An 18,133-nucleotide genomic window follows, 5' to 3' on the forward strand; every position below is an offset into this window, starting at 1 on the left:
CAATGAGTTAGACAAAAATCGCTGTCTCATAAAAGACGGGTTGGAGGTTCATATCCGTTCAAGGCACTCGAATTTGCAAATCTTTATGCGTTCAGGCCCCCTCAACTAAATCATCTCCTAGTATATTTTTAAATCTCAGACGCACCGTGATCGCGGGCAGAAGACTTCGTCTCCGCTGGCAATGGTAGTTCTTCGTCCTGCGGACCATAACCTCAAGTCCGCAGGCGGGCGAGCCACCGCTGAATTTTTGCAAATTGGATTGACGGCTGCAGAGCGCCATTGTCACCATCGTGGGGTAACCTCTATGTCGGATGCTGGAGTTAAAACCCGAGCGCCATGCCATCCTTGCGTCTGTCCGACCCACCCTCAAGCAGGCCGTCGTGGATGCGGATGGCCTGACTGCCGCCGATCGGGCTGGTGACGATCTTCAGCACATGGCCCCTCGCTTGAAGATCCGCCTGCACTGCCGCGCTAACCGTTGGCTCGAGTTCCAGCACGCCACCGAAGCCGAAACTGCGCGGCACGTCCATGGCAGCCTGCAGATCCAGCCCCCTGTCGATCACGCCCGACAGGAAGGCGGCATGACCTGCGGCCTGGTAGTGGCCGCCCATCACGCCGAACGGCATTACAGTCTTGCCATTCTGCGTCACCATGCCGGGAATGATCGTGTGCATCGGGCGCTTCGACGGGCCGATCGCGTTCGGATGCCCCTCGATCAGCCGGAAAGACGCGCCGCGGCTGTGGAACAGCACGCCGGTTTCCGGGTCGAGACGCGTCGAGCCGAAGGGGTGGAAGATCGAGTTGATAAAGGAAATGGCGTTGCCCTGCGTATCGACGACGCAGAGATAGATCGTGTCCTTGTGCTCGGGCTCGTCCCACAGAACCGGCGGCAGTGCCTTCTTCATATCGATCCGGCTGCGGAGCGTCGCAACGACTTCATCGGACAGCAGCCGTTCCGCAACGCCTTCGCAATGATCGGGGTCGGCAATCAGGGCGTCGCGGTGATGATAGGCGATCTTGGTCGCCTCGGCCTGCACATGGATCCGATCCGCCTCGCCCATGGCGGCGAGATCGAAGCCTTCGACGATCTTGAGGATCAGAAGGGCCGCCAGCCCCTGTCCGTTCGGCGGGCATTCATGGACGTCGAAACCCTTGTAGCTGGCGCTGACCGGATCGACCCAGTTCGCGCCGTCCTTGCCGGCTGCGAAATCCTCCAGCGTGTGCAGGCCGCCGAGCGACTGCAGATGGGAAACCATCTTTTGCGCCGTTTTCCCTTCGTAGAAGGCGGCAGCACCACCAGCGGCGATCTCTTCGAGTCGGTCTGCCAGAAGCGGCTGGCGGATGACAGCGCCGACGCCTGGCGCCTTGCCTTCGGGCAGAAACACCGCAGCGGCGTGGCTGTCGCCGGCGATGACAGTCTCGTTGCCCTTCCAGTCCATCGCAACGCGCGGCGTCACGGGAAAGCCTGCTCGTGCGTATCCAATGGCGCGCATGAACAGCCGCTCAAGCGGCAGCGTTCCATGGTCGGTGTGGAGACGGCACCAGGCGGAGATTGCGCCGGGTACGGTGACCGAATGCGGGCTGCTCTGTGGAATTTCGCCGGTCAAGCCGAGGTTCGCGAGTGCTGCCACCGAGGCCGCGGCAGGCGTACGGCCCGAGCCGTTCAGCGCCGTCACCGTGCCGCCTGCAGGTGCGTAGAGCGCAAAGCAGTCGCCACCGATACCGGTCATCAGGGGATCGACGACGCATTGAACAGAGACTGCCGCAATGGCTGCGTCGACGGCATTGCCGCCATCCTGCAGGACTTCCAGGCCGGCTGCCGTGGCAAGCGGATGCGAGGTGGCAATCATCGCGCCGGTCGCCAAGGTCGATGGGCGCCTTGCGGAAAAGAAATCGAAATCAGACATGTCATTCCTTCATTTCACTGACGGCCCTAAAACGCGGCCTCAACGTCTACTGGTCTAAACTTCATCGGGTCGGGAAAGAGGATGATAGCAGGCGGCAGACCTTCGGGGTGTCTGCCGCATGAGAACCGGATCCTCGATCAGGCAATCGGATTGCACGATAGTGCAGCGACCGGCAAACCTGCAACCGGGAGGAAGGTCGAGCGGGCTTGGAATTTCACCGGGAAGCGGATCGGAGATCGGCTCGAAGAATTCCGGAGCCGAATGCCTAAGCGCGCGTGAATAGGGATGGGCGGGACTGGCCAGCACTTCTTTTGTAGGCCCGGTCTCGACGATCCGCCCGAGATACATGATGGCGATCTCATCGCAGAGATAGCTTGCCACGCCGAGATCGTGGGTGATGAATACGAGCGTCAGGTTCATCTCGCGCCGGAGCTTCCTCAACAGGTTGAGCAGCTGCGCCTGGGTGGAGACGTCGAGGCCGGAAACCGCTTCGTCTGCCACCAGAACCGTCGGGTTGGAGGCAAGCGCCCGAGCGATCGCGACGCGGCGGATCTGGCCGCCCGACATGGCCGCCGGATAGCGGCCGGCGACATCCGTCGCCAGACCCACCCGCGCCAGAAGCGATGCCACACGTTCGCCGATCTCCGCCTCCGGACAGATGTTGCAATGCCGGAGCGGCTCGGCGATGAGCTGGCCGACTGTCATGCGCGGATTGAGCGAGGCACGCGCATCCTGGTAGACCATGGCGACTTCGCGGGCGAAATCAGTTCCCGCGGCCCGCATCGCAGTGACCGGCTTGCCGCGATAAAGCGCCAGCCCCTGGCTCGGTTCGGCAAGACCGAGGAGGACGCGCAGAAGCGTCGATTTGCCCGATCCGCTTTCGCCGACCAGCGCCATGCTGACGCCCTGGTTAATCCGCAACCGGACGCCGTCGAGGGCGGCAAGCGATCTCGTCTCGCGGTTCCAGAAGCGATCGGAACGCCGAACCTCGTAGAGTTTCTGCACGTCCAGAAGCTCAAACAGCGTGTCGCCGCGATCCGGCTTAAGCATCGTTGTCATCTCTGCCATCATCGTCATTCCGGATTCCAGCACGCGAGGTCACGTCCTTTGGTCTGCAGGAGCGGAGGGCGCTCCTCGATGCATCGGGGTTGCACGCGCGGACACCGCGTCGAAAACCGGCAGCCCGAGGGCATGGCGTCATAGGAGGGAACGCTCCCCGACGGCGGATCGAGATCGTCTGTCCCGATTTCCACGACGCAGGACTTGAGCAGGCGGGTATAGGGATGCAATGGCTGCTGCAGAACGACGTCGCAGCGCCCCGCCTCCATCACCTGTCCCGCATAGAGAACGATGATCCGGTCGCAGGACTGGCTTGCCAGCGCAAGATCGTGAAGCACGAAGATGCAGCTCGCGCCCCGCGCCCTCGTCTGATCGAGGATCAGCCTGATGATCTGGGCCTGGATCGTTACATCCAAAGCCGAGGTCGGCTCGTCGGCAAACAGAAGATCCGGATTGCAGGCGAGAGCAATGGCAACCATCACCCTTTGCTGCATGCCGCCGGACAGCTGGTGCGGATAGGCTGACATCCTTGCCTTCGCGTCGTTGATGCCGACGCTTTCCATCAGCGCCAAGGCCTTCTCGGCAGCGTCCGATCGCGACAGGCGGAGATTGCGGCGCAGGACGGAAGACAGCTGGCTACCGACCGTGTAGCAGGGATTGAGTGCTGCACCGGCATCCTGGAAAACCATCGACAGGCGCCTGCCGCGCAACCGCGACCAGTCCTTCTCGCGCATGCCGATGAGATCGGTGTCGCCATCGAGTTTCGCCTCGCCCTCGATCCGGGCATCGGCGCCATCGATCAGCCCCATCAGGGCGATCGCGATCGTCGACTTGCCGGCACCGCTTTCTCCGACCAGCGCCAAGGTCTCGCCGCGACCGATCGAGAGCGAGACGTCGTCGAGGATCCGCTTGGTGCCGCGGTGAAGGGTCAGGCCTTTGACGTCGAGCAGCAGCGCGTTCATTGGCTTGACCTCAGTTTGGGATCGAATTCTTCGCGCACCGCGTCGCCGACGATCGACAGCGCGATCAGAAGCAGAGCCAGCGCCAGGCCCGGCATGCCGGACATCCAGGCGGCGAAGCTGACGAAGCTTCTTCCCTCGGCAATCATCAGCCCCCAGTCGGGCGTGGGCGGGGTCACGCCGATGCCGAGAAAGGAGAGCGACGACGAAACGAGAATCGCTTCCGAGATCCGCACCGTCACCTGAACGAGAAGCGGAAACAGAACGTTTGGCAGGATGTGCCTGACAATGATGGTGAAGCGCGGAATGCTCATCAGCCCCGCCGCCTCGACGAAAAGCTGCACCTTGACCTGCAGCACGTCGGAGCGGACGGTGCGGGCGAACGGACCGATCAGCGAAAGTGCGACAGCAATGATCACCTTGTCGACGCCCTGTCCGAGGATCGCGATGAATGCCACGGCAAGGATGAGTGACGGCAGGGCGAGGATCGAATCGATCACGCGCAACAGCAACCATTCGGTCTTGCCGGACGAAAGGCCAGCCGCAAGGCCAAGCACAAGGCCACCGACGGCGCCGAGAACGACGGAGACGAGACCGATCAGGAGCGCGTATCGCGTTCCATAGATGATGCGGCTCAAAATATCCTGGCCGTAACTATCCGTGCCCAGCAGATGGACGCCGTCCGGAGGCACCATCATTGCCTCGATTGACTGCTGGGTGGGGCTGAAGGGCGCAAGCTGCGGCGCGAAGATGGCACAGGCGGCAAAACCGGCGGTGACCAGCAAGGCCATGGTGAAGAACGGTCGCCGCACGAACATGCTTTTGCGACGTCGTTCGATGCGTGCTGGCGCAACTGAGAGGTCCGGATAAAGCGTCTTGTTCGCGTCCATCAGCGTTGCCTCAGTCTTGGATCGAGCAGCGGATAGGAGAGATCGACAAGCAGGTTGATCAGAATGAACATCGTTGCCGTCAGCATCACGCCGGCCTGGACGAGCGTATATTCGCGCCCGAGCACGGCATCGGTCAGCATCTGGCCGATGCCGGGGAGCGAAAACACCGTTTCGGTCAGCACGGCGCCCTGCAGGATGCCGCCCAGCTGCAGGCCGATCATGGTCACCACCGGCATGGCGATGTTGCGCACGCCGTGCACCCAGATGACCCGCCAGCGGGGTTCGCCCCTCGCTTTGGCGGCAGCAATGAAGGGCTGCTCCATCACATCGATCAGCGACGACCGCGTGATGCGCACGATCATGCCGATGAAATAGGTCGACAGCGTCAGCGCCGGAAGCGTCATGTGGTACATGCCGCTCCAGAAATCTTCCCAGGGCGCGACGAAGCCCATGACCGGAAAGATGCCGAACTGGACGGCCAGGAACCAGATGAGCACGATGCCGAGGAAGAAGGACGGGAAGGCCGATCCGGTCAGCGCGAAGACGGCAATCGCGGTATCCCAGATCGTGTCCTTTCTGACGGCGGCCAGAACGCCGAGCGGAATGCCGACCGCGACCGCGAGCAGAATAGAACAGGCCGTCAGCGTCAGGGTGACAGGCAAGGCCTCTGTGACGACGAACTTGAAGATGTCTGCGCGGCTGACGAAGGATGTGCCCCAGTCGCCGGTGATGAAGTTTCCGAGCCATGTCAGATATTGCAGGACGACCGGGCGATCGAGGCCAAGTTCTCGCTGCAGCGAATCGTAGCTTTCCTGCGAGAATTCCGATCCCAGCATCAGCACCACCGGATCGCCCGGTGCCAGCTTCAGAAGACTGAAGCTGGCGACCGAGACGATGAGCAGGACGACCGCGGTCTGGAAGACTTTTGCGGCGGACTGCGCCAGCATCAGACCTTGCTCACGCCGTGCAGGTTGACGAGATCGCAGGGAATGTAATTGAAGCCCTGCACCTTTTTCGAGAACACCTTGTAGATCGGCATATGCGCAAGCATGGCGACCGGGGCATCCGCCATCAGGATGTCCTCTGCCTTGCGGTAGAGTTCGGCACGCTTGGGCACGTCGATGACCGTCTGCGCCTCGATGCACAAGCGGTCGAATTCGGGGCTTGCCCATCCCCAGTAGTTCCAGGAGCCGCCGGTCTTGAATTCAGGGAAGATCGTTTCCTCGGGGTCGAGGTCGGCCACCCAGTCGAAATCGAGCATCTGGAAATTGCCGTCCTTCATGCGCTGGACCCAGGCTGCCGGCTCGAGCAATTCGAGCTTCACCTTGATGCCGATCTGGGCCAGCATCGGCGCCACGACCTGTGCGACACGGGTGCCGACCGGGCCGCGTTCTGCCATGATGTAGGTCACTTCGATTTCGCCCTGGTTTTGGGCCTTGGCGCGAAATTCCTTGGCCTTGGCGAGATCGAACCGATGACCGCGGTCAGTGTTGGCAATGTCGGGATCATAATACCCCGTCATGGGCGGCGAGATCGGGCTGAAGGCCTGTTTTGCGAGACCGAAATAGGCCTGCTTGATGATCGCATCGCGATCGATGGCGAAGGCAACCGCACGTCTCAGGTTGACGTCATTGAAGGGCGCCGATTTGTTGTTCATGCCAATATAGGTGTAGTTGCCCTCGATCTCGCCATAGAGCGACAGCGTCGGGATCTTCTTCACCTGGTTGACGAGCTGCATCGGGCAATCGGTCATGCCATCGATCTGTCCCGACACAAGAGCGGCGAGAGCCGTGCTTGCCTCATCGATCAGCATGAAGGATGCACGCTGCAGCTTGGGCATGCCCTTCTCGAAATAATCCGGATTGGCCGCAAGCTCGATGGAATCGTTGTCTTTCCAGCTGACGAATTTGAAGGGGCCCGTGCCGACCGGATTGCGGCCATAGTCCATGCCGTATTTCGCGACGGCTGCGGGGCTGACGATGGTACCCGCGCGACCGGTTGATCCAGTGAGGGCCACCGGCAGGAATGCGTAGGGTTTCGAGAAGCGCAACCGCACGGTTAGTGGATCCACCACCTCGACTTCCTGGAGAAGTTCCAGCTTCCAGGCATGGGGAGAGACCGGCTTGCCCTGCTTGACGCGAAGCAGTGAAAACTTGACCGCCTCCGCGTCGCAGGCGGTACCGTCGTGAAATTTCACGTTCGGGCGCAGCTTGAAGAGATGGGTGCGGTCATCCTCCAGATCCCAGGACGCCGCAAGATCCGGCTCGAACCGGACCGTCTCGCCGTCATAGGTCACCTTCAGCAGGCCGTTATGGATGTTGTTGATGATCTGCACCGCAGACAGGAAGAAGGTGAAGTGCGGATCGAGCGTATCGATATGCTTGATCGCGGCAATGCGGAGATGCCCGCTCTGCTGCGCCGATGCGATGTGCGGAAGCAAGCTCGATGCCCCGACTGCCACGACGCCGGCCGCAACGCCCTTTAAAAGCGCACGTCGGCCGAGCTGGGCGGAGATGCGGTCCTCGAGGATCCTGCGGTGATCGTCGCTGCTGTTATGATCATTATCCATTGTCGAAATTCCCCTTTTTATGGTTGGCAGGCATGAAATCATAAGCCGGCGTGCAACTGCCGGATCAGAGGTCGAGGTCCGAAAGCGCAGGATGTCCGTCCGGGCGACGTCCCAATGGCCAGAAAAACTTCCGGTCTTTCTCCGGGATCGGCATGTCATTGATTGATGCGAACCGGCGGGCCATCAGGCCATCGGCGGCAAACTCCCAGTTCTCGTTGCCGTAGGAGCGGAACCACTGGCCGCTGTCGTCATGCCACTCATAGGCAAAGCGCACGGCGATGCGGTCGTCGCTGAAAGCCCAGAGTTCCTTGATCAGCCGGTAGTCGAGTTCGCGCGCCCATTTGCGCGTGAGAAACGCGACGATTTCCGCCCGGCCGCGTGGAAACTCGGCACGGTTGCGCCACTGGCTATCGTCCGTATAGACGAGCGACACCTTTTGCGGATCGCGGCTGTTCCAGCCGTCTTCAGCCAGCCGGACCTTGGCGATGGCGGTTTCACGCGTGAAGGGCGGTGTGATGCTCATACGAAGCTCCCATGAAAAAAGGCGGGACGCTGTTTGCGCCCCGCCCTGCCGAATTATTCCTCGCGGTAACCGTATTCCGGCACATTGCCTGAGGCACCGTAGTATTTGAAGGGCAGGAACTTGCCCGACATGGTGAACTTCACCCGGTCGCCTCTGGGGTTCGGCACGCGTTCGATCTCCATGTCGAAGTCGATCGCCGACATGATGCCGTCGCCATATTCCTCCTCGATCAGCGCCTTCCAGGCAGGGCCGTTGACCATGACCAGTTCATAGAAGCGGTAGATCAGCGGATCCGTCGGAGGCATCGGCGATCCGCGCATGGGTGTCTCGTTGATCATGCGGACTTCCGAATCCGTCAGGCCGAACAGTTCGCGGGCGTTTTCCGCCTGCGGCTTTGCAAGCTTCATCTGGCCGAGAATGGCGCCGACGATCAGGACTTCCGAAGAGCCGCCGATCTTTTCGCAAATATGTTTCCAGCTCCAGCCATTGTCGCGTTTGATGTCGAGCAGCTTTTCGGTGAGGTCGGCACGTTTCATGGGTCTCTCCTTAGAATGCGACGGGGTGGCGTCAGTGCGCCAAACCGGCGGAAATAAGCGCTGCACCATCTTCGGACGAGGTTGCACGCGGGTTGGTGATCGGGACGTTGCGCGGATCGTGGCGGACGCCCGAAGACGCCGTCGAGGCGGCAAAGCTTTTGCTGCGGGCAATCAGAAAATCGATGATGTGATTGCGGATGGCGTAGTAGTCGGCGTTGCGGTGCAGATCGACGCGAGAGCGCTGCTTTGGCAGCGGGTTCTGGACGACTTCGGCCAGGACCGCGCCGGGACCGTTGGTCATCAGGAAAATCTTGTCGGCGAGATAGATCGCCTCGTCGACATCATGGGTGATCATGAACGAGGTCTGGCCGGTTTCCTGGCAGATGCGTCTTACCTCATCCTGCAGCGTGCCCCGCGTCAGGGCATCGAGCGCCGAGAACGGCTCATCCATCAAAAGCATTTTCGGTGTGATCGACAGGGCTCTCGCAATGCCGACACGCTGTTTCATGCCGCCTGACAGTTCAGAAGGTCGCTTGTTCTCCGAACCCGACAGACCCACGAGATCGATAAAGGTCTGCGTGTGGTTGCGAACCTCCTTTCCGCTCCATCGCGGCCAGCGCGACGAGACCGCATAGGCAATATTGCCCATCACGGTCTTCCAGGGCAGAAGGGCATGGCTCTGGAAAATCACCGCGCGATCGAGGCTCGGTCCCGATAAGACCTCACCATCGACGATGACAGTGCCATCGTCTGGTCCTTCGAGCCCTGCCAGAATGTTGAGCACCGTGGTCTTGCCGCACCCGGAATGGCCGATGACACAGCCGAACTCGCCGCGGTCGAGCGAGAGCCAGAGATTGTCGAAGATGGTAGTCGGAGCTGCGGACCCCTTGCCGGGGTAGCGCCGTGCAATGCCTTCGAGAGAGATGAATTTCGACATTGTCTTCACTCCGGAAATGTCACGAGCCGCGTCAGCCGCGCGAGCACCATGTCGAAGACCATGCCAACGACACCGATGACCAGAATGGCGATGATGACATTGGTGATGGAAAGGTTGTTCCACTCGTTCCAGACGAAGTAGCCGATGCCGGTTCCGCCCACGAGCATTTCGGCAGCGACAATCACCAGCCAGGCGATGCCGATGGAGATGCGCATGCCGGTCAGAATGGTGGGCGCTGCCGCAGGCAAGATGATCGTGAAAGCGCGCCGCATCGTGCCGACTTCCAGCGTCCGGGCGACGTTGATCCATTCCTTACGAACCGCTGCGACACCGAAGGCGGTGTTGATCAACATCGGCCAGATCGCGCAGATGAAGATCACGAAGATCGCCGAAAGCGCTGAATCCTTGATCGTGTAAAGCGCCAGCGGCATCCACGCCAATGGCGAGATCGGCTTGAGGATCTGGATGAATGGATCCACGGCCCGGCTGATCAGCGGAGACATGCCGATCAGGAAGCCGAGCGGTATCGCCATGATGATCGCTAGACTGTAACCGATCAACACCCGCCCGATGGAATAGGCCAGCTGGATGCCGAGCCCTTTGTCATTGGGGCCATTGTCATAGAACGGATCGCTCAAGTGCCCCCAGAGCGCCTGCCCGACATCCATCGGTCCCGGCAAGGCCGATTTTCCGGTCGTCGCCGTCAGCCCCATCAGCCGCGCATATTCCGGATCCATCGCCGTGGTCTGGCCAACCCCCATGACGGAGAATTGCCACAGCGCCAGGAATGCCCCCAGAATGAGAACCGAGAGCAGTCCTGCCCTTACCGTCAGAGAGGCCTGCATCAGTTGAGTTTCCGGATGGGGAAGCTGTCGATATAGGCTTGCGGCGTGGCGGGATCGAAGGTCTTGCCCATCACGACGAATGTCTTCGTGGTCTCCTTCGGAGGGACCATCCCGACTTCAGCCATCAGCTTTGCCGTGTCGGTGGCGAGAAACACCTTGTTTGCGATGCCGGCATAATCGATATCACCCTTGACCTGCCCCCAGCGCTTCATCTGCGTCATGATCCAGACGGCAAATGACTGCCACGGGAACGGATCGAAATCGATCCGGCCAGGCTGCTGGATGACCTTGCCCAGCCCATCCGCATAGGTCCCGGTGAGGATCTGCTCCAGAACGACTTCCGGCTGGTTGAGATAGTTTGCCGGCGCGATGGCGGTGGCGATTTCCTTGCGGTTTTTTGGATCATGCGCATAGGCGGTGGCCGAAATGATCGACCGCAGCAGCGCCGCGTAGGTATTCGGCATCTGCGTGATGAACTCGCTCGACGCCGCGAAAGCGCAGCAGGGATGCCCGTCCCAGATTTCCTTGGTCAGCAGGTGGATGAACCCGACCCCGTCATAGACCGCCCGCTGGTTCATTGGGTCAGGACCGAGGAAGCCGTCGATATTTTCAGCTCTCAAGTTCGCAACCATTTCCGGCGGCGGCACGGCGCGGATCTGCACATCTGCATCGGGATCGATCCCGTGCTCTGCCAGATAGTAGCGAAGCAGGTAATTGTGCATCGAGTAGTCGAACGGGACGGCGAGCTTGAAGCCTTTCCAGTCCTTCGGATCGCGCCTATCCTTGTGCTTCATGGCAAGCGTGATCGCCTGACCGTTGATGTTTTCGATCGCAGGCGCGGCATAGGCCTGCGGGTTCGAGCCGATGCCCATGGTGATCGCCAGCGGCATGGGCGACAGCATATGGGCCGCGTCATATTCCTTGTTCATCGTCTTGTCGCGAATGACCGCCCATCCCGCGGTCTTGATCACTTCGACATCGAGGCCCTGCTTGGAATAGAAGCCCATCGGTTGCGCCATGATGATCGGCGTCGCGCAGGTGATCGGGATAAAGCCGACCTTGAGCTTGGATTTCTCGAGCGGGCCGGTCTGTGCAAAGGCCTCGGTCGCTGTGGAAAGCGGAAACACCTGCGATATCGCGGCGACCGCCGTCGCACCGCCGACTGCCTTCAGAAAGGCACGACGCGAGACGTCGCTCGGGAACATCGCGCGCAGCACCGCCGAAGCCACAACATTCTCATACATCTTCTCGCTGCCATCGACGACCTCAGTCGCGCGAATGGCAGAGGCGTGCTCGGCCTCGTTACTGTGACGGCCGCAACTGCAGCCATGCGACTTCAATACGGTTTTGGCATCAAATGGATTGTCGAACATTGTGCTGCTCCCTTTTTGCAGAGGAGCTTTGCAAGCCGCGTGCCAGATCCTGCCGAACCTGGCAAAACGCAGAGAAGCTTGCGTTTCACGAATGTTTCCAACTGACGAATTTTCGTGATAAACGAAATCTCGTTATTCCCAGTCACGAGATTTCGTATGTTCAGCTTGCGCCAGGATTTGTTCGACCAGTCGCCGCAGGCGCAGATCGTCATCGATGCCGATCAGGATGCGATCGTCGACGCCAATGCCGCTGCCTGTCGCCTGCTGGGCTACGATCACGCGCTCCTTCTCGAGACGAAGGTGAGCGATCTTCACGCCGAGCAGCTGCCGACACTGATTGTCTTTACCCAGGCCGTTCTCGCGAAAGGTACCTACCGCACGACGCGGCTTCTCCCGCGCCACGCGCTTGGTCGCAAGCTGCATGTGGAATGTATCGGATCACTGATCGACAAGAGTACCGACAGACGCCTGATCCTGCTGATCATCGAGGATCTCGGCGAGAGACAGCGCCGTACCATCGACGATGCCGCCGAGGATTTCATGGGGGGAGGTCTAACCGAGTGGCAAAGGGCCGAGCGGGTGTTCAGGGATATCGAGCGGGAGAACCGGTTGATCCTGCGCGCCGCCGGCGAAGGCATCTACGGCGTCAATGCCGAGGGCAAGACCACATTCGTCAATCCAGTCGCCGAGCGCCTCCTGGGCTGGACGGCCGAGGAGCTTTCCGGCCGCGACATCCACACGATCATCCACCACACCCGACCCGACGGCAGCCATTATCCGCATGACCAGTGTCCGATCTATGCGGCATTCAGCGACGGCGCCGTGCACCGCGTCCACGATGAGGTATTTTGGCGCAAGGATGGTACGCCGGTGTGGGTGGAATATACCTCGACGCCTATCCGTGATCGCAACGTCATCGTCGGCGCGGTCATCGTCTTTCGGGATGTCAGCGAGCGCAAGGAGGCGGACAAGAAGCTGCATCTGGCGCTCACTGAGGTCGATCAGTTGCGACAGCGGTTGGAACTGGAAAACGCCTATCTGCAGGAAGAAATCCGTATCGAGACCAATACGGCCGGAATCGTCGGACGCTCCGAGGCCATCCAAGCGACGCTGCGCCAGGTTGCTCTGGTTGCGCCGACCGATGCCACTGTGCTGATCACGGGTGAATCAGGCACGGGCAAGGAACTCATTGCCCGTGCCATCCACGAGGCGAGCAGCCGCAAGGATCGGCCGCTGATCCGCGTCAACTGCGCTGCCATTCCGCGCGAGCTGTTCGAGAGCGAGTTTTTCGGCCACGTCAGGGGAGCCTTTACCGGGGCAATGCGCGATCGAATCGGTCGCTTCGAACTGGCTGACGGTGGAACGCTGTTTCTCGACGAGGTCGGGGAAATCCCATCCGAACTCCAGGGGAAGCTTTTGCGTATCCTTCAGGAGGGCCAGTTCGAACGGGTCGGCGAGGAGCGCACCCGCAAGGTCGATGTCCGCATCATCGCGGCCACCAATCTCGATCTGAAGCGAGCCGTGCAAAACCGGGAATTCCGCGAGGACCTCTATTTCCGTCTGGCGGTGTTCCCGATCGAATCCGTGCCGCTCAGGGACCGGCGAGAAGACATTCCGCTCATCGCCCAGCATTTCGTGGGACGTCAGAGCGTCGCCCATCGCCGCGAACTGACCCTGTCGAACGCCAACATCCAGACGCTGCAGCGATACGCCTGGCCGGGAAATGTCCGCGAGCTGCAAAATGTGATTGAACGGGCAGCGATCCTGTCACGACAGGGACGCATGGATTTCGACCTTCCGGACGCACCCGCGCTCCGCAAGGCGCAGCCTCGACCGTCAGATCCCGGCGGAACCGTCCTCACCGATGCCGAGATGCGACAGCGCGACAGGGACAATATCAGCAATGCCCTGCAGCGCTGCGGCAAGGTCTCAGGCAAAGGCGGCGCAGCCGAACTCCTGGACATGAAGCCGACAACCCTCGCCTCGAAAATGAAAGCACTCGGGATTGTTTGAGACGAGACTGCTGTCGCCAGTTAAGAGCGTACAACAACCGCACCACTGAGCAATGATGGCAGCTGTGGCTGCTACGAACCGCACGTGATCATCGGCGCTGACCCATTCGTCTGCCCCCCATTCCGGCTGAGGTCTGCGCAGAGCGGTCCAAGACCGCTTGTCGGAATCCCTTTCTGGACAATCGGGTTTCGGATGTCGCTCCCGGTATGCATCGGGTTGATCCAGGGGTCTTGTCCTGAGACGGCCAGCACCGACAATCGCGTGGCGGCAACGAGGGGATGGTCGGGATCGACTTCGGCGCCGGTGACGCTTGAATCCCAAATGATCTTAGGGGGATTTCGCGCAGCCACTCGTCAGCATTGGCGGCTCCGCAATGGCTTGTTCAACGGTAAAGGGCCCGCGGGCCGATGACGCTCTTGTATCGACCCATCGCGGTTTCAACCAAAGCTCGTCTGCCAATTTAGCCGACGATCTGCCTGCATAGATGCTAAGTGTTCGTCTCTCTGGCAGGGCGCTTGGGCGTTGATCCATTCAACCGCCTTCGAGCGCGGTGGAATGACGACCCTTGCGCCGGAACTGTGACGCAGGACAGATTCGTAGGTTGGAGTGCCATCATAAGCTCCATCAGCCGTTAGCTGGTCGATCTCATCCAGCAACGGCTCCAGCTGCGAGGCATCGCCGGTTTCCTGATCTGTCAAACTATGTGCAATGATCTCGCCACTATTGGCATCGACAGCCAGGTGCAGCTTTCGCCAGCTGCGCCGGGACTTCTATCCAGATCTCAAAGGGTGGGTGGCGTGCCGGCGGCGGTGTGCCCGCCGATAGCAGGTAGTCATGGAATATTATTAAACTGTTGCAAATAGAAAAGGAAGACGCGAAACGCTGAGTACGTAGATTGGCATCAGGCGTTTGCCGCGGCGCCACCAAAAAAATCTGACCCTTGCGACGAAACGATCTTGGCCGCGCGTGTACGGCACGTTCGACTTTCGCGCCGCGCCAGGTTTGCGCTTGATGCTGCAAACCCAAAGTCACACCAAGCGGCTGAAACATGCCGACTTCCTTCAGTCGATTAGATATCCGCCATCGATGGGCAAGACTACACTGGTCGGTCCCCCACTGCATCGTCCTACAATGGCGAAGGACTTACCATGCTTTTACCTTTCTTTGTTATGTCTAACGCTAGTGCGAGTTGTGCGCGCGGAACTTTGATAGTGACAAACATGAACGGCGCAGCTTTCTTTCTAGCAGTGAATTTTATTATAGCCGTATCGTTCAGTACGGTATTTGTTGCCGTTGCAACCCGCAGCCGCTCTCGAATAGCTACGCTATGGCTGGCAGCAGGATTCGGTGTCGCTTCTCTCTCAGCGATCTGTGAGCTGTTGGTGGCTTACGCGTCGATGACGAAGTTCTGGGCGCTTGGCGCTTTTTCGACCTTGCTAGTTGGGATGGTACTGCTTGCGGTTGGCATCTGTCGTCTTCACGGGCATCGGCCAAACACGTTGGCAGTTCTAGGATTTGTACTTGCGTGCCTTGGGTTGTCTTGCGCCATATACGACTTACCTCGTGGAAGCATGACGCAAGCTGTCTTGTACCAAAGCCCGTTCGCGATCGTATTTCTCCTCAGCGTCTGGTCACTCCTTACATCGCAGAGGCGTCAGGCAATTGACCGCTTCCTTACTGGCTTGCTTTTATTCACCAGCTTTCATTTTTTGATGAAAGCGGGGTTCGCCGTGCTTGTCGGGTCTGGTGCTACGGCCAAGGACTACATTCACACAAACTACGCTATAATCTCACAAGGCGTGACTGCTGTGCTGGTCGTCGCTGTCGGACTAACACTTCTTACCACACTTGTGTTGGATATCATGGCAGACGAGAGGAGCAATTCAGAGGGCGACATGCTCTCCTCTCTGGCTAACAGGCGGGGCCTTGACCGGCGTGTCGCTTCGATCTTAGCGAAATATCCCGAAGGGAAGCACGCCGTTGTCCTTTGCGACCTCGATCGGTTCAAAAGGATCAATGATGCTTACGGCCACCATGTCGGTGACTTGGTGATCCAGGGTTTCGGACGAATGTTAAGTAGATCGGTTCCTGAAAATGCCGCGTCCGGGCGCATAGGAGGTGAGGAGTTCGCGGTGTTCTTGCCTAACACGGAAATCGAAGTCGCGGTACGTGTGGCTCAGACGCTGCGCACAGCAACCATGGCCTTGCCTGGCCTTCCAGATGACCTTCAGGTCACTGCCAGTTTCGGTATCTCGACACTCAAGTCTTTTGACGGACTGAGTGAAGCCTATCGCCGAGCTGACGAGGCACTCTACAAAGCGAAGCATTCAGGCCGAAACAGGGTCATGATAGCGAGCAACGACTACGCTCTGCCCAGCCCGACACGAGCTCTAGCTGTGCCTCGATATGAATAATCAATGCTTACCCGACTGAGGGCGCCATTAGAAATGCATACGCGCGCAGTTGATACTCCGTGCGTAGATGTTTTGTGAATAGTCCTGACGCGTAGGGCCCAAAAGGGCTTTGCATCATCGCTACGAGCATGGCCGGTAAAAAGTCTGTATCATACCAACGGTCATCTTTTATGTTTGCGCATCTTGCACGTGTGGTGCAGCGATCTAGGTATCGGGGCCGCGGTCGTCTGGTGGGGCGTTGCCTGCCTGTAGTGCGTTTGCTTGTGAATTGTGCTCGTGAGAAGTTCCGCAATCATCTTACGCAACCTTGGCAGGTTCTGTCCTGGACAAGAACCAATGTTGGAAGGATCGCGCGGTTAGCGGTTTTGAGTAGAGATATCCTTGTGCTTCATCACAGCCCATGTCCGTCAATGCATCCGCTGCCTGAGCCGTTTCAACGCCTTCTGCCACAACCCGATAGCCGAGGTCATGAGATAGCGCGATCATTGAGGGGACGAGACTTTCGTCACGCTCTCCAACGTCAAGATTTCTGACAAACGACTGGTCAATCTTCACGACCGTCGTGGGCAACCTTTGGAGGTATGATAAACTGCTGTAGCCGGTTCCGAAGTCATCGATCGAAAGGGTAATGCCGGCGTCGGCCAAAGCCTGCAATTTCTGCAATGCAGCGCCCGCATCCTTCATTACCGCGCTTTCGGTGACTTCCAATTCAAGGAGCGATGGATGGATGCCGTAGCGAAGCAGCGCTACGATCACCCGTTCTACAAAGTCCTCTTCTTCCAGATTTGCCGCCGAGACGTTGACAGATATAGGGACCGTCAGTCCTTGTTTTATCCACGAGCGTACCTGACGAAGCGCCGTATCAAGAACCCAGCTGGTCATATCTCTGACGTGCGTCGAGCTCTCAATAATAGGGACGAACTCCCCTGGAGATATGCTCCCCAGTTCAGGGTGGTACCAGCGCAAAAGCACTTCAGGTGCGACGCACTGCCCGGTCGCAAGTGAGAGGCGCGGCTGGAATACCAGCGACAATTGCCCCTCAGCCAGTAAAGCTGAATCAAAATCCTGTAGCAACCTGAAACTGCGACGGTGTCTGTCATCGCTTTCGGCTGAGAAAACATCAACCTGCATGCCGTTCAGGCGCGCATCTTGAGCAGCGCTACCCATAGCCCTCAAGAGGTCATCCGGATCAATACCAGAACCAAATGGCGCCATGCCTGCAACGGGTGTCATCATGAACTGGAAGCTTAAAGCCGCTTGCAGTCCCAGAAGCAGGGCAGTGACATCATCGATGCACTTTTCCCGGACGCGTTCGGTCGTTACGACCGCGAACTGAGTTGCCGAAATATGATAGGCAGTGCGTCCATCCAATCTCATCCTCAAGAACCGTGCGGCTTCCCTGACGCCTCTATCAATCTCCGCAGGACCAAGCACACGAGACAGGTGGTCGATCTGTTTGGTTTCGGCCAGGTCTATGAGAACCGCAAACCGCTGCATGTCGCCGGTATTATCCTGCCCGATGTCACTGATGTCGTCCAAAAACTGTGTTCTGTTCGGTAAGCCGCTTATCGGATCGATGCGTCCGAAGGCATGTTGCAACTCGATCTGTGCCATGACCATGGCTGCAAGGTCCGTCAGTGATGCAATTTCTTCGGTGGTTGTTTCTCGGGGCAATGTCCCGAGAACACACAGCGCCCCGAGCCCAAACCCGTCGCGGGTGACCAAGGGGGCCCCGGCGTAGAAGCGTATGCCACTTTTGCCAAGCGGGCTGTACTTGTAACAATCATCCTTCGCCATATCTGGGATCACCAGGACCTCGGTGCTTTCAGCAACCTGGGCACAGGGGGCTCGATCTCTGGGTATGGTTTGATGATCAACGCCGACACGAGACTTAAACCACTGCCGATCAACGTCGGTTAAGGAGACAGCTGCGATCGGGAGATTGAATATTAGGCTCGCCATCCTTGTGATGCGATCAAAGCTCTCGCTTACTGGTGTGTCCAGCAAATCGAGGTTGTACAAAGCATCGAGACGATTAGCCTCTTCTATTTTGATCATCTGACGTTCATCCAAGGCTTGCACTCCCGGGATTACCTAGTGCGGTAAAA

14 protein-coding genes and 1 pseudogene are annotated in these 18,133 nt (G+C 59.2%); 2 read left to right on the forward strand and 13 right to left on the reverse strand.

All coding sequences use genetic code 11. From position 1 onward, the window contains the following. Positions 1-320: 320 nt before the first annotated feature. From ACQY1L_RS17530 to ACQY1L_RS17580, 11 genes are all read right to left on the reverse strand, one after another. Complete coding sequence (locus ACQY1L_RS17530) at positions 321-1,907, reverse strand: gamma-glutamyltransferase family protein (protein WP_430245125.1); 1,587 nt, start codon at positions 1,905-1,907, stop codon at positions 321-323. Between the two features lie 54 nt (positions 1,908-1,961). Beyond that, on the reverse strand, positions 1,962-2,984 hold the full coding sequence (locus tag ACQY1L_RS17535; RefSeq protein ID WP_430245127.1) for an ABC transporter ATP-binding protein: 1,023 nt from the start codon (positions 2,982-2,984) through the stop codon (positions 1,962-1,964). After that, positions 2,981-3,928 (reverse strand): ABC transporter ATP-binding protein, encoded by a 948-nt coding sequence (locus ACQY1L_RS17540; RefSeq protein WP_430245129.1) that lies wholly within the window; start codon positions 3,926-3,928, stop codon positions 2,981-2,983. Before ACQY1L_RS17540 ends, ACQY1L_RS17535 begins: the two co-directional genes overlap by 4 nt. Then, complete coding sequence (locus tag ACQY1L_RS17545; protein ID WP_430245131.1) at positions 3,925-4,815, reverse strand: ABC transporter permease; 891 nt, start codon at positions 4,813-4,815, stop codon at positions 3,925-3,927. Before ACQY1L_RS17545 ends, ACQY1L_RS17540 begins: the two co-directional genes overlap by 4 nt. Beyond that, a complete protein-coding gene (locus ACQY1L_RS17550; protein ID WP_430245133.1) occupies positions 4,815-5,762 on the reverse strand; it encodes an ABC transporter permease in 948 nt (315 codons plus the stop codon). The genes ACQY1L_RS17545 and ACQY1L_RS17550 overlap by 1 nt, the downstream gene beginning before the upstream one ends. After that, positions 5,762-7,384: an ABC transporter substrate-binding protein gene (locus ACQY1L_RS17555; protein WP_430245135.1), complete on the reverse strand. Its 1,623-nt coding sequence runs from the start codon at positions 7,382-7,384 to the stop codon at positions 5,762-5,764. Before ACQY1L_RS17555 ends, ACQY1L_RS17550 begins: the two co-directional genes overlap by 1 nt. A 64-nt stretch (positions 7,385-7,448) precedes the next feature. Continuing rightward, positions 7,449-7,907, reverse strand: coding sequence for a DUF1348 family protein (locus tag ACQY1L_RS17560; RefSeq protein WP_430245137.1), 459 nt, complete (start codon positions 7,905-7,907; stop codon positions 7,449-7,451). A 53-nt stretch (positions 7,908-7,960) separates the two neighbouring features. Next, positions 7,961-8,443, reverse strand: a complete 483-nt coding sequence (gene cynS, locus ACQY1L_RS17565; RefSeq protein ID WP_430245139.1) for a cyanase — start codon at positions 8,441-8,443, stop codon at positions 7,961-7,963. A gap of 31 nt (positions 8,444-8,474) precedes the next feature. After that, complete coding sequence (locus ACQY1L_RS17570; RefSeq protein ID WP_430245141.1) at positions 8,475-9,380, reverse strand: ABC transporter ATP-binding protein; 906 nt, start codon at positions 9,378-9,380, stop codon at positions 8,475-8,477. Between the two features lie 5 nt (positions 9,381-9,385). After that, positions 9,386-10,225, reverse strand: coding sequence for a nitrate ABC transporter permease (ntrB, locus tag ACQY1L_RS17575; RefSeq protein ID WP_430245143.1), 840 nt, complete (start codon positions 10,223-10,225; stop codon positions 9,386-9,388). Next, on the reverse strand, positions 10,225-11,598 hold the full coding sequence (locus ACQY1L_RS17580; protein WP_430245145.1) for a CmpA/NrtA family ABC transporter substrate-binding protein: 1,374 nt from the start codon (positions 11,596-11,598) through the stop codon (positions 10,225-10,227). Before ACQY1L_RS17580 ends, ntrB begins: the two co-directional genes overlap by 1 nt. Positions 11,599-11,754: 156 nt before the next feature. Between ACQY1L_RS17580 and ACQY1L_RS17585 the strand changes: the two genes are divergently transcribed. Next, positions 11,755-13,611, forward strand: a complete 1,857-nt coding sequence (locus tag ACQY1L_RS17585) for a sigma 54-interacting transcriptional regulator (RefSeq protein ID WP_430245147.1) — start codon at positions 11,755-11,757, stop codon at positions 13,609-13,611. A gap of 397 nt (positions 13,612-14,008) precedes the next feature. Here the strand turns inward: ACQY1L_RS17585 and ACQY1L_RS17590 are convergent. Then, positions 14,009-14,381, reverse strand: a pseudogene (locus ACQY1L_RS17590) (transposase); the annotation flags it as partial. Between the two features lie 450 nt (positions 14,382-14,831). On the opposite strand from ACQY1L_RS17590, the gene ACQY1L_RS17595 reads away from it, so the two are divergent. Beyond that, the gene (locus ACQY1L_RS17595) at positions 14,832-16,025 is read left to right on the forward strand and encodes a diguanylate cyclase domain-containing protein (RefSeq protein WP_430246051.1); all 1,194 of its coding nucleotides are present in this window, start codon (positions 14,832-14,834) and stop codon (positions 16,023-16,025) included. Positions 16,026-16,322: 297 nt separating this feature from the next. Here ACQY1L_RS17595 and ACQY1L_RS17600 read toward each other — a convergent pair whose 3' ends face one another. Then, entirely contained in the window at positions 16,323-18,098 is a 1,776-nt protein-coding gene (locus tag ACQY1L_RS17600) for a sensor domain-containing phosphodiesterase (protein WP_430262086.1), read from the reverse strand. Positions 18,099-18,133 lie beyond the last annotated feature (35 nt).

The sequence above is a fragment of the Neorhizobium sp. DAR64862/K0K3 genome (assembly GCF_050500185.1).
Taxonomy (GTDB): Bacteria; Pseudomonadota; Alphaproteobacteria; order Rhizobiales; family Rhizobiaceae; genus Neorhizobium; species Neorhizobium soli.

Coding starts and splice junctions, on each gene's coding strand:
- ACQY1L_RS17580 (WP_430245145.1), bottom strand. CDS start 11,598: ATGTTCGACAATCCATTTGATGCCAAAACCGTATTGAAGTCGCATGGC.
- ACQY1L_RS17550 (WP_430245133.1), bottom strand. CDS start 5,762: ATGCTGGCGCAGTCCGCCGCAAAAGTCTTCCAGACCGCGGTCGTCCTG.
- cynS (WP_430245139.1), bottom strand. CDS start 8,443: ATGAAACGTGCCGACCTCACCGAAAAGCTGCTCGACATCAAACGCGAC.
- ACQY1L_RS17545 (WP_430245131.1), bottom strand. CDS start 4,815: ATGGACGCGAACAAGACGCTTTATCCGGACCTCTCAGTTGCGCCAGCA.
- ACQY1L_RS17540 (WP_430245129.1), bottom strand. CDS start 3,928: ATGAACGCGCTGCTGCTCGACGTCAAAGGCCTGACCCTTCACCGCGGC.
- ACQY1L_RS17555 (WP_430245135.1), bottom strand. CDS start 7,384: ATGGATAATGATCATAACAGCAGCGACGATCACCGCAGGATCCTCGAG.
- ACQY1L_RS17570 (WP_430245141.1), bottom strand. CDS start 9,380: ATGTCGAAATTCATCTCTCTCGAAGGCATTGCACGGCGCTACCCCGGC.
- ACQY1L_RS17560 (WP_430245137.1), bottom strand. CDS start 7,907: ATGAGCATCACACCGCCCTTCACGCGTGAAACCGCCATCGCCAAGGTC.
- ACQY1L_RS17530 (WP_430245125.1), bottom strand. CDS start 1,907: ATGTCTGATTTCGATTTCTTTTCCGCAAGGCGCCCATCGACCTTGGCG.
- ntrB (WP_430245143.1), bottom strand. CDS start 10,225: ATGCAGGCCTCTCTGACGGTAAGGGCAGGACTGCTCTCGGTTCTCATT.
- ACQY1L_RS17535 (WP_430245127.1), bottom strand. CDS start 2,984: ATGACGATGATGGCAGAGATGACAACGATGCTTAAGCCGGATCGCGGC.
- ACQY1L_RS17595 (WP_430246051.1), top strand. CDS start 14,832: ATGAACGGCGCAGCTTTCTTTCTAGCAGTGAATTTTATTATAGCCGTA.
- ACQY1L_RS17585 (WP_430245147.1), top strand. CDS start 11,755: ATGTTCAGCTTGCGCCAGGATTTGTTCGACCAGTCGCCGCAGGCGCAG.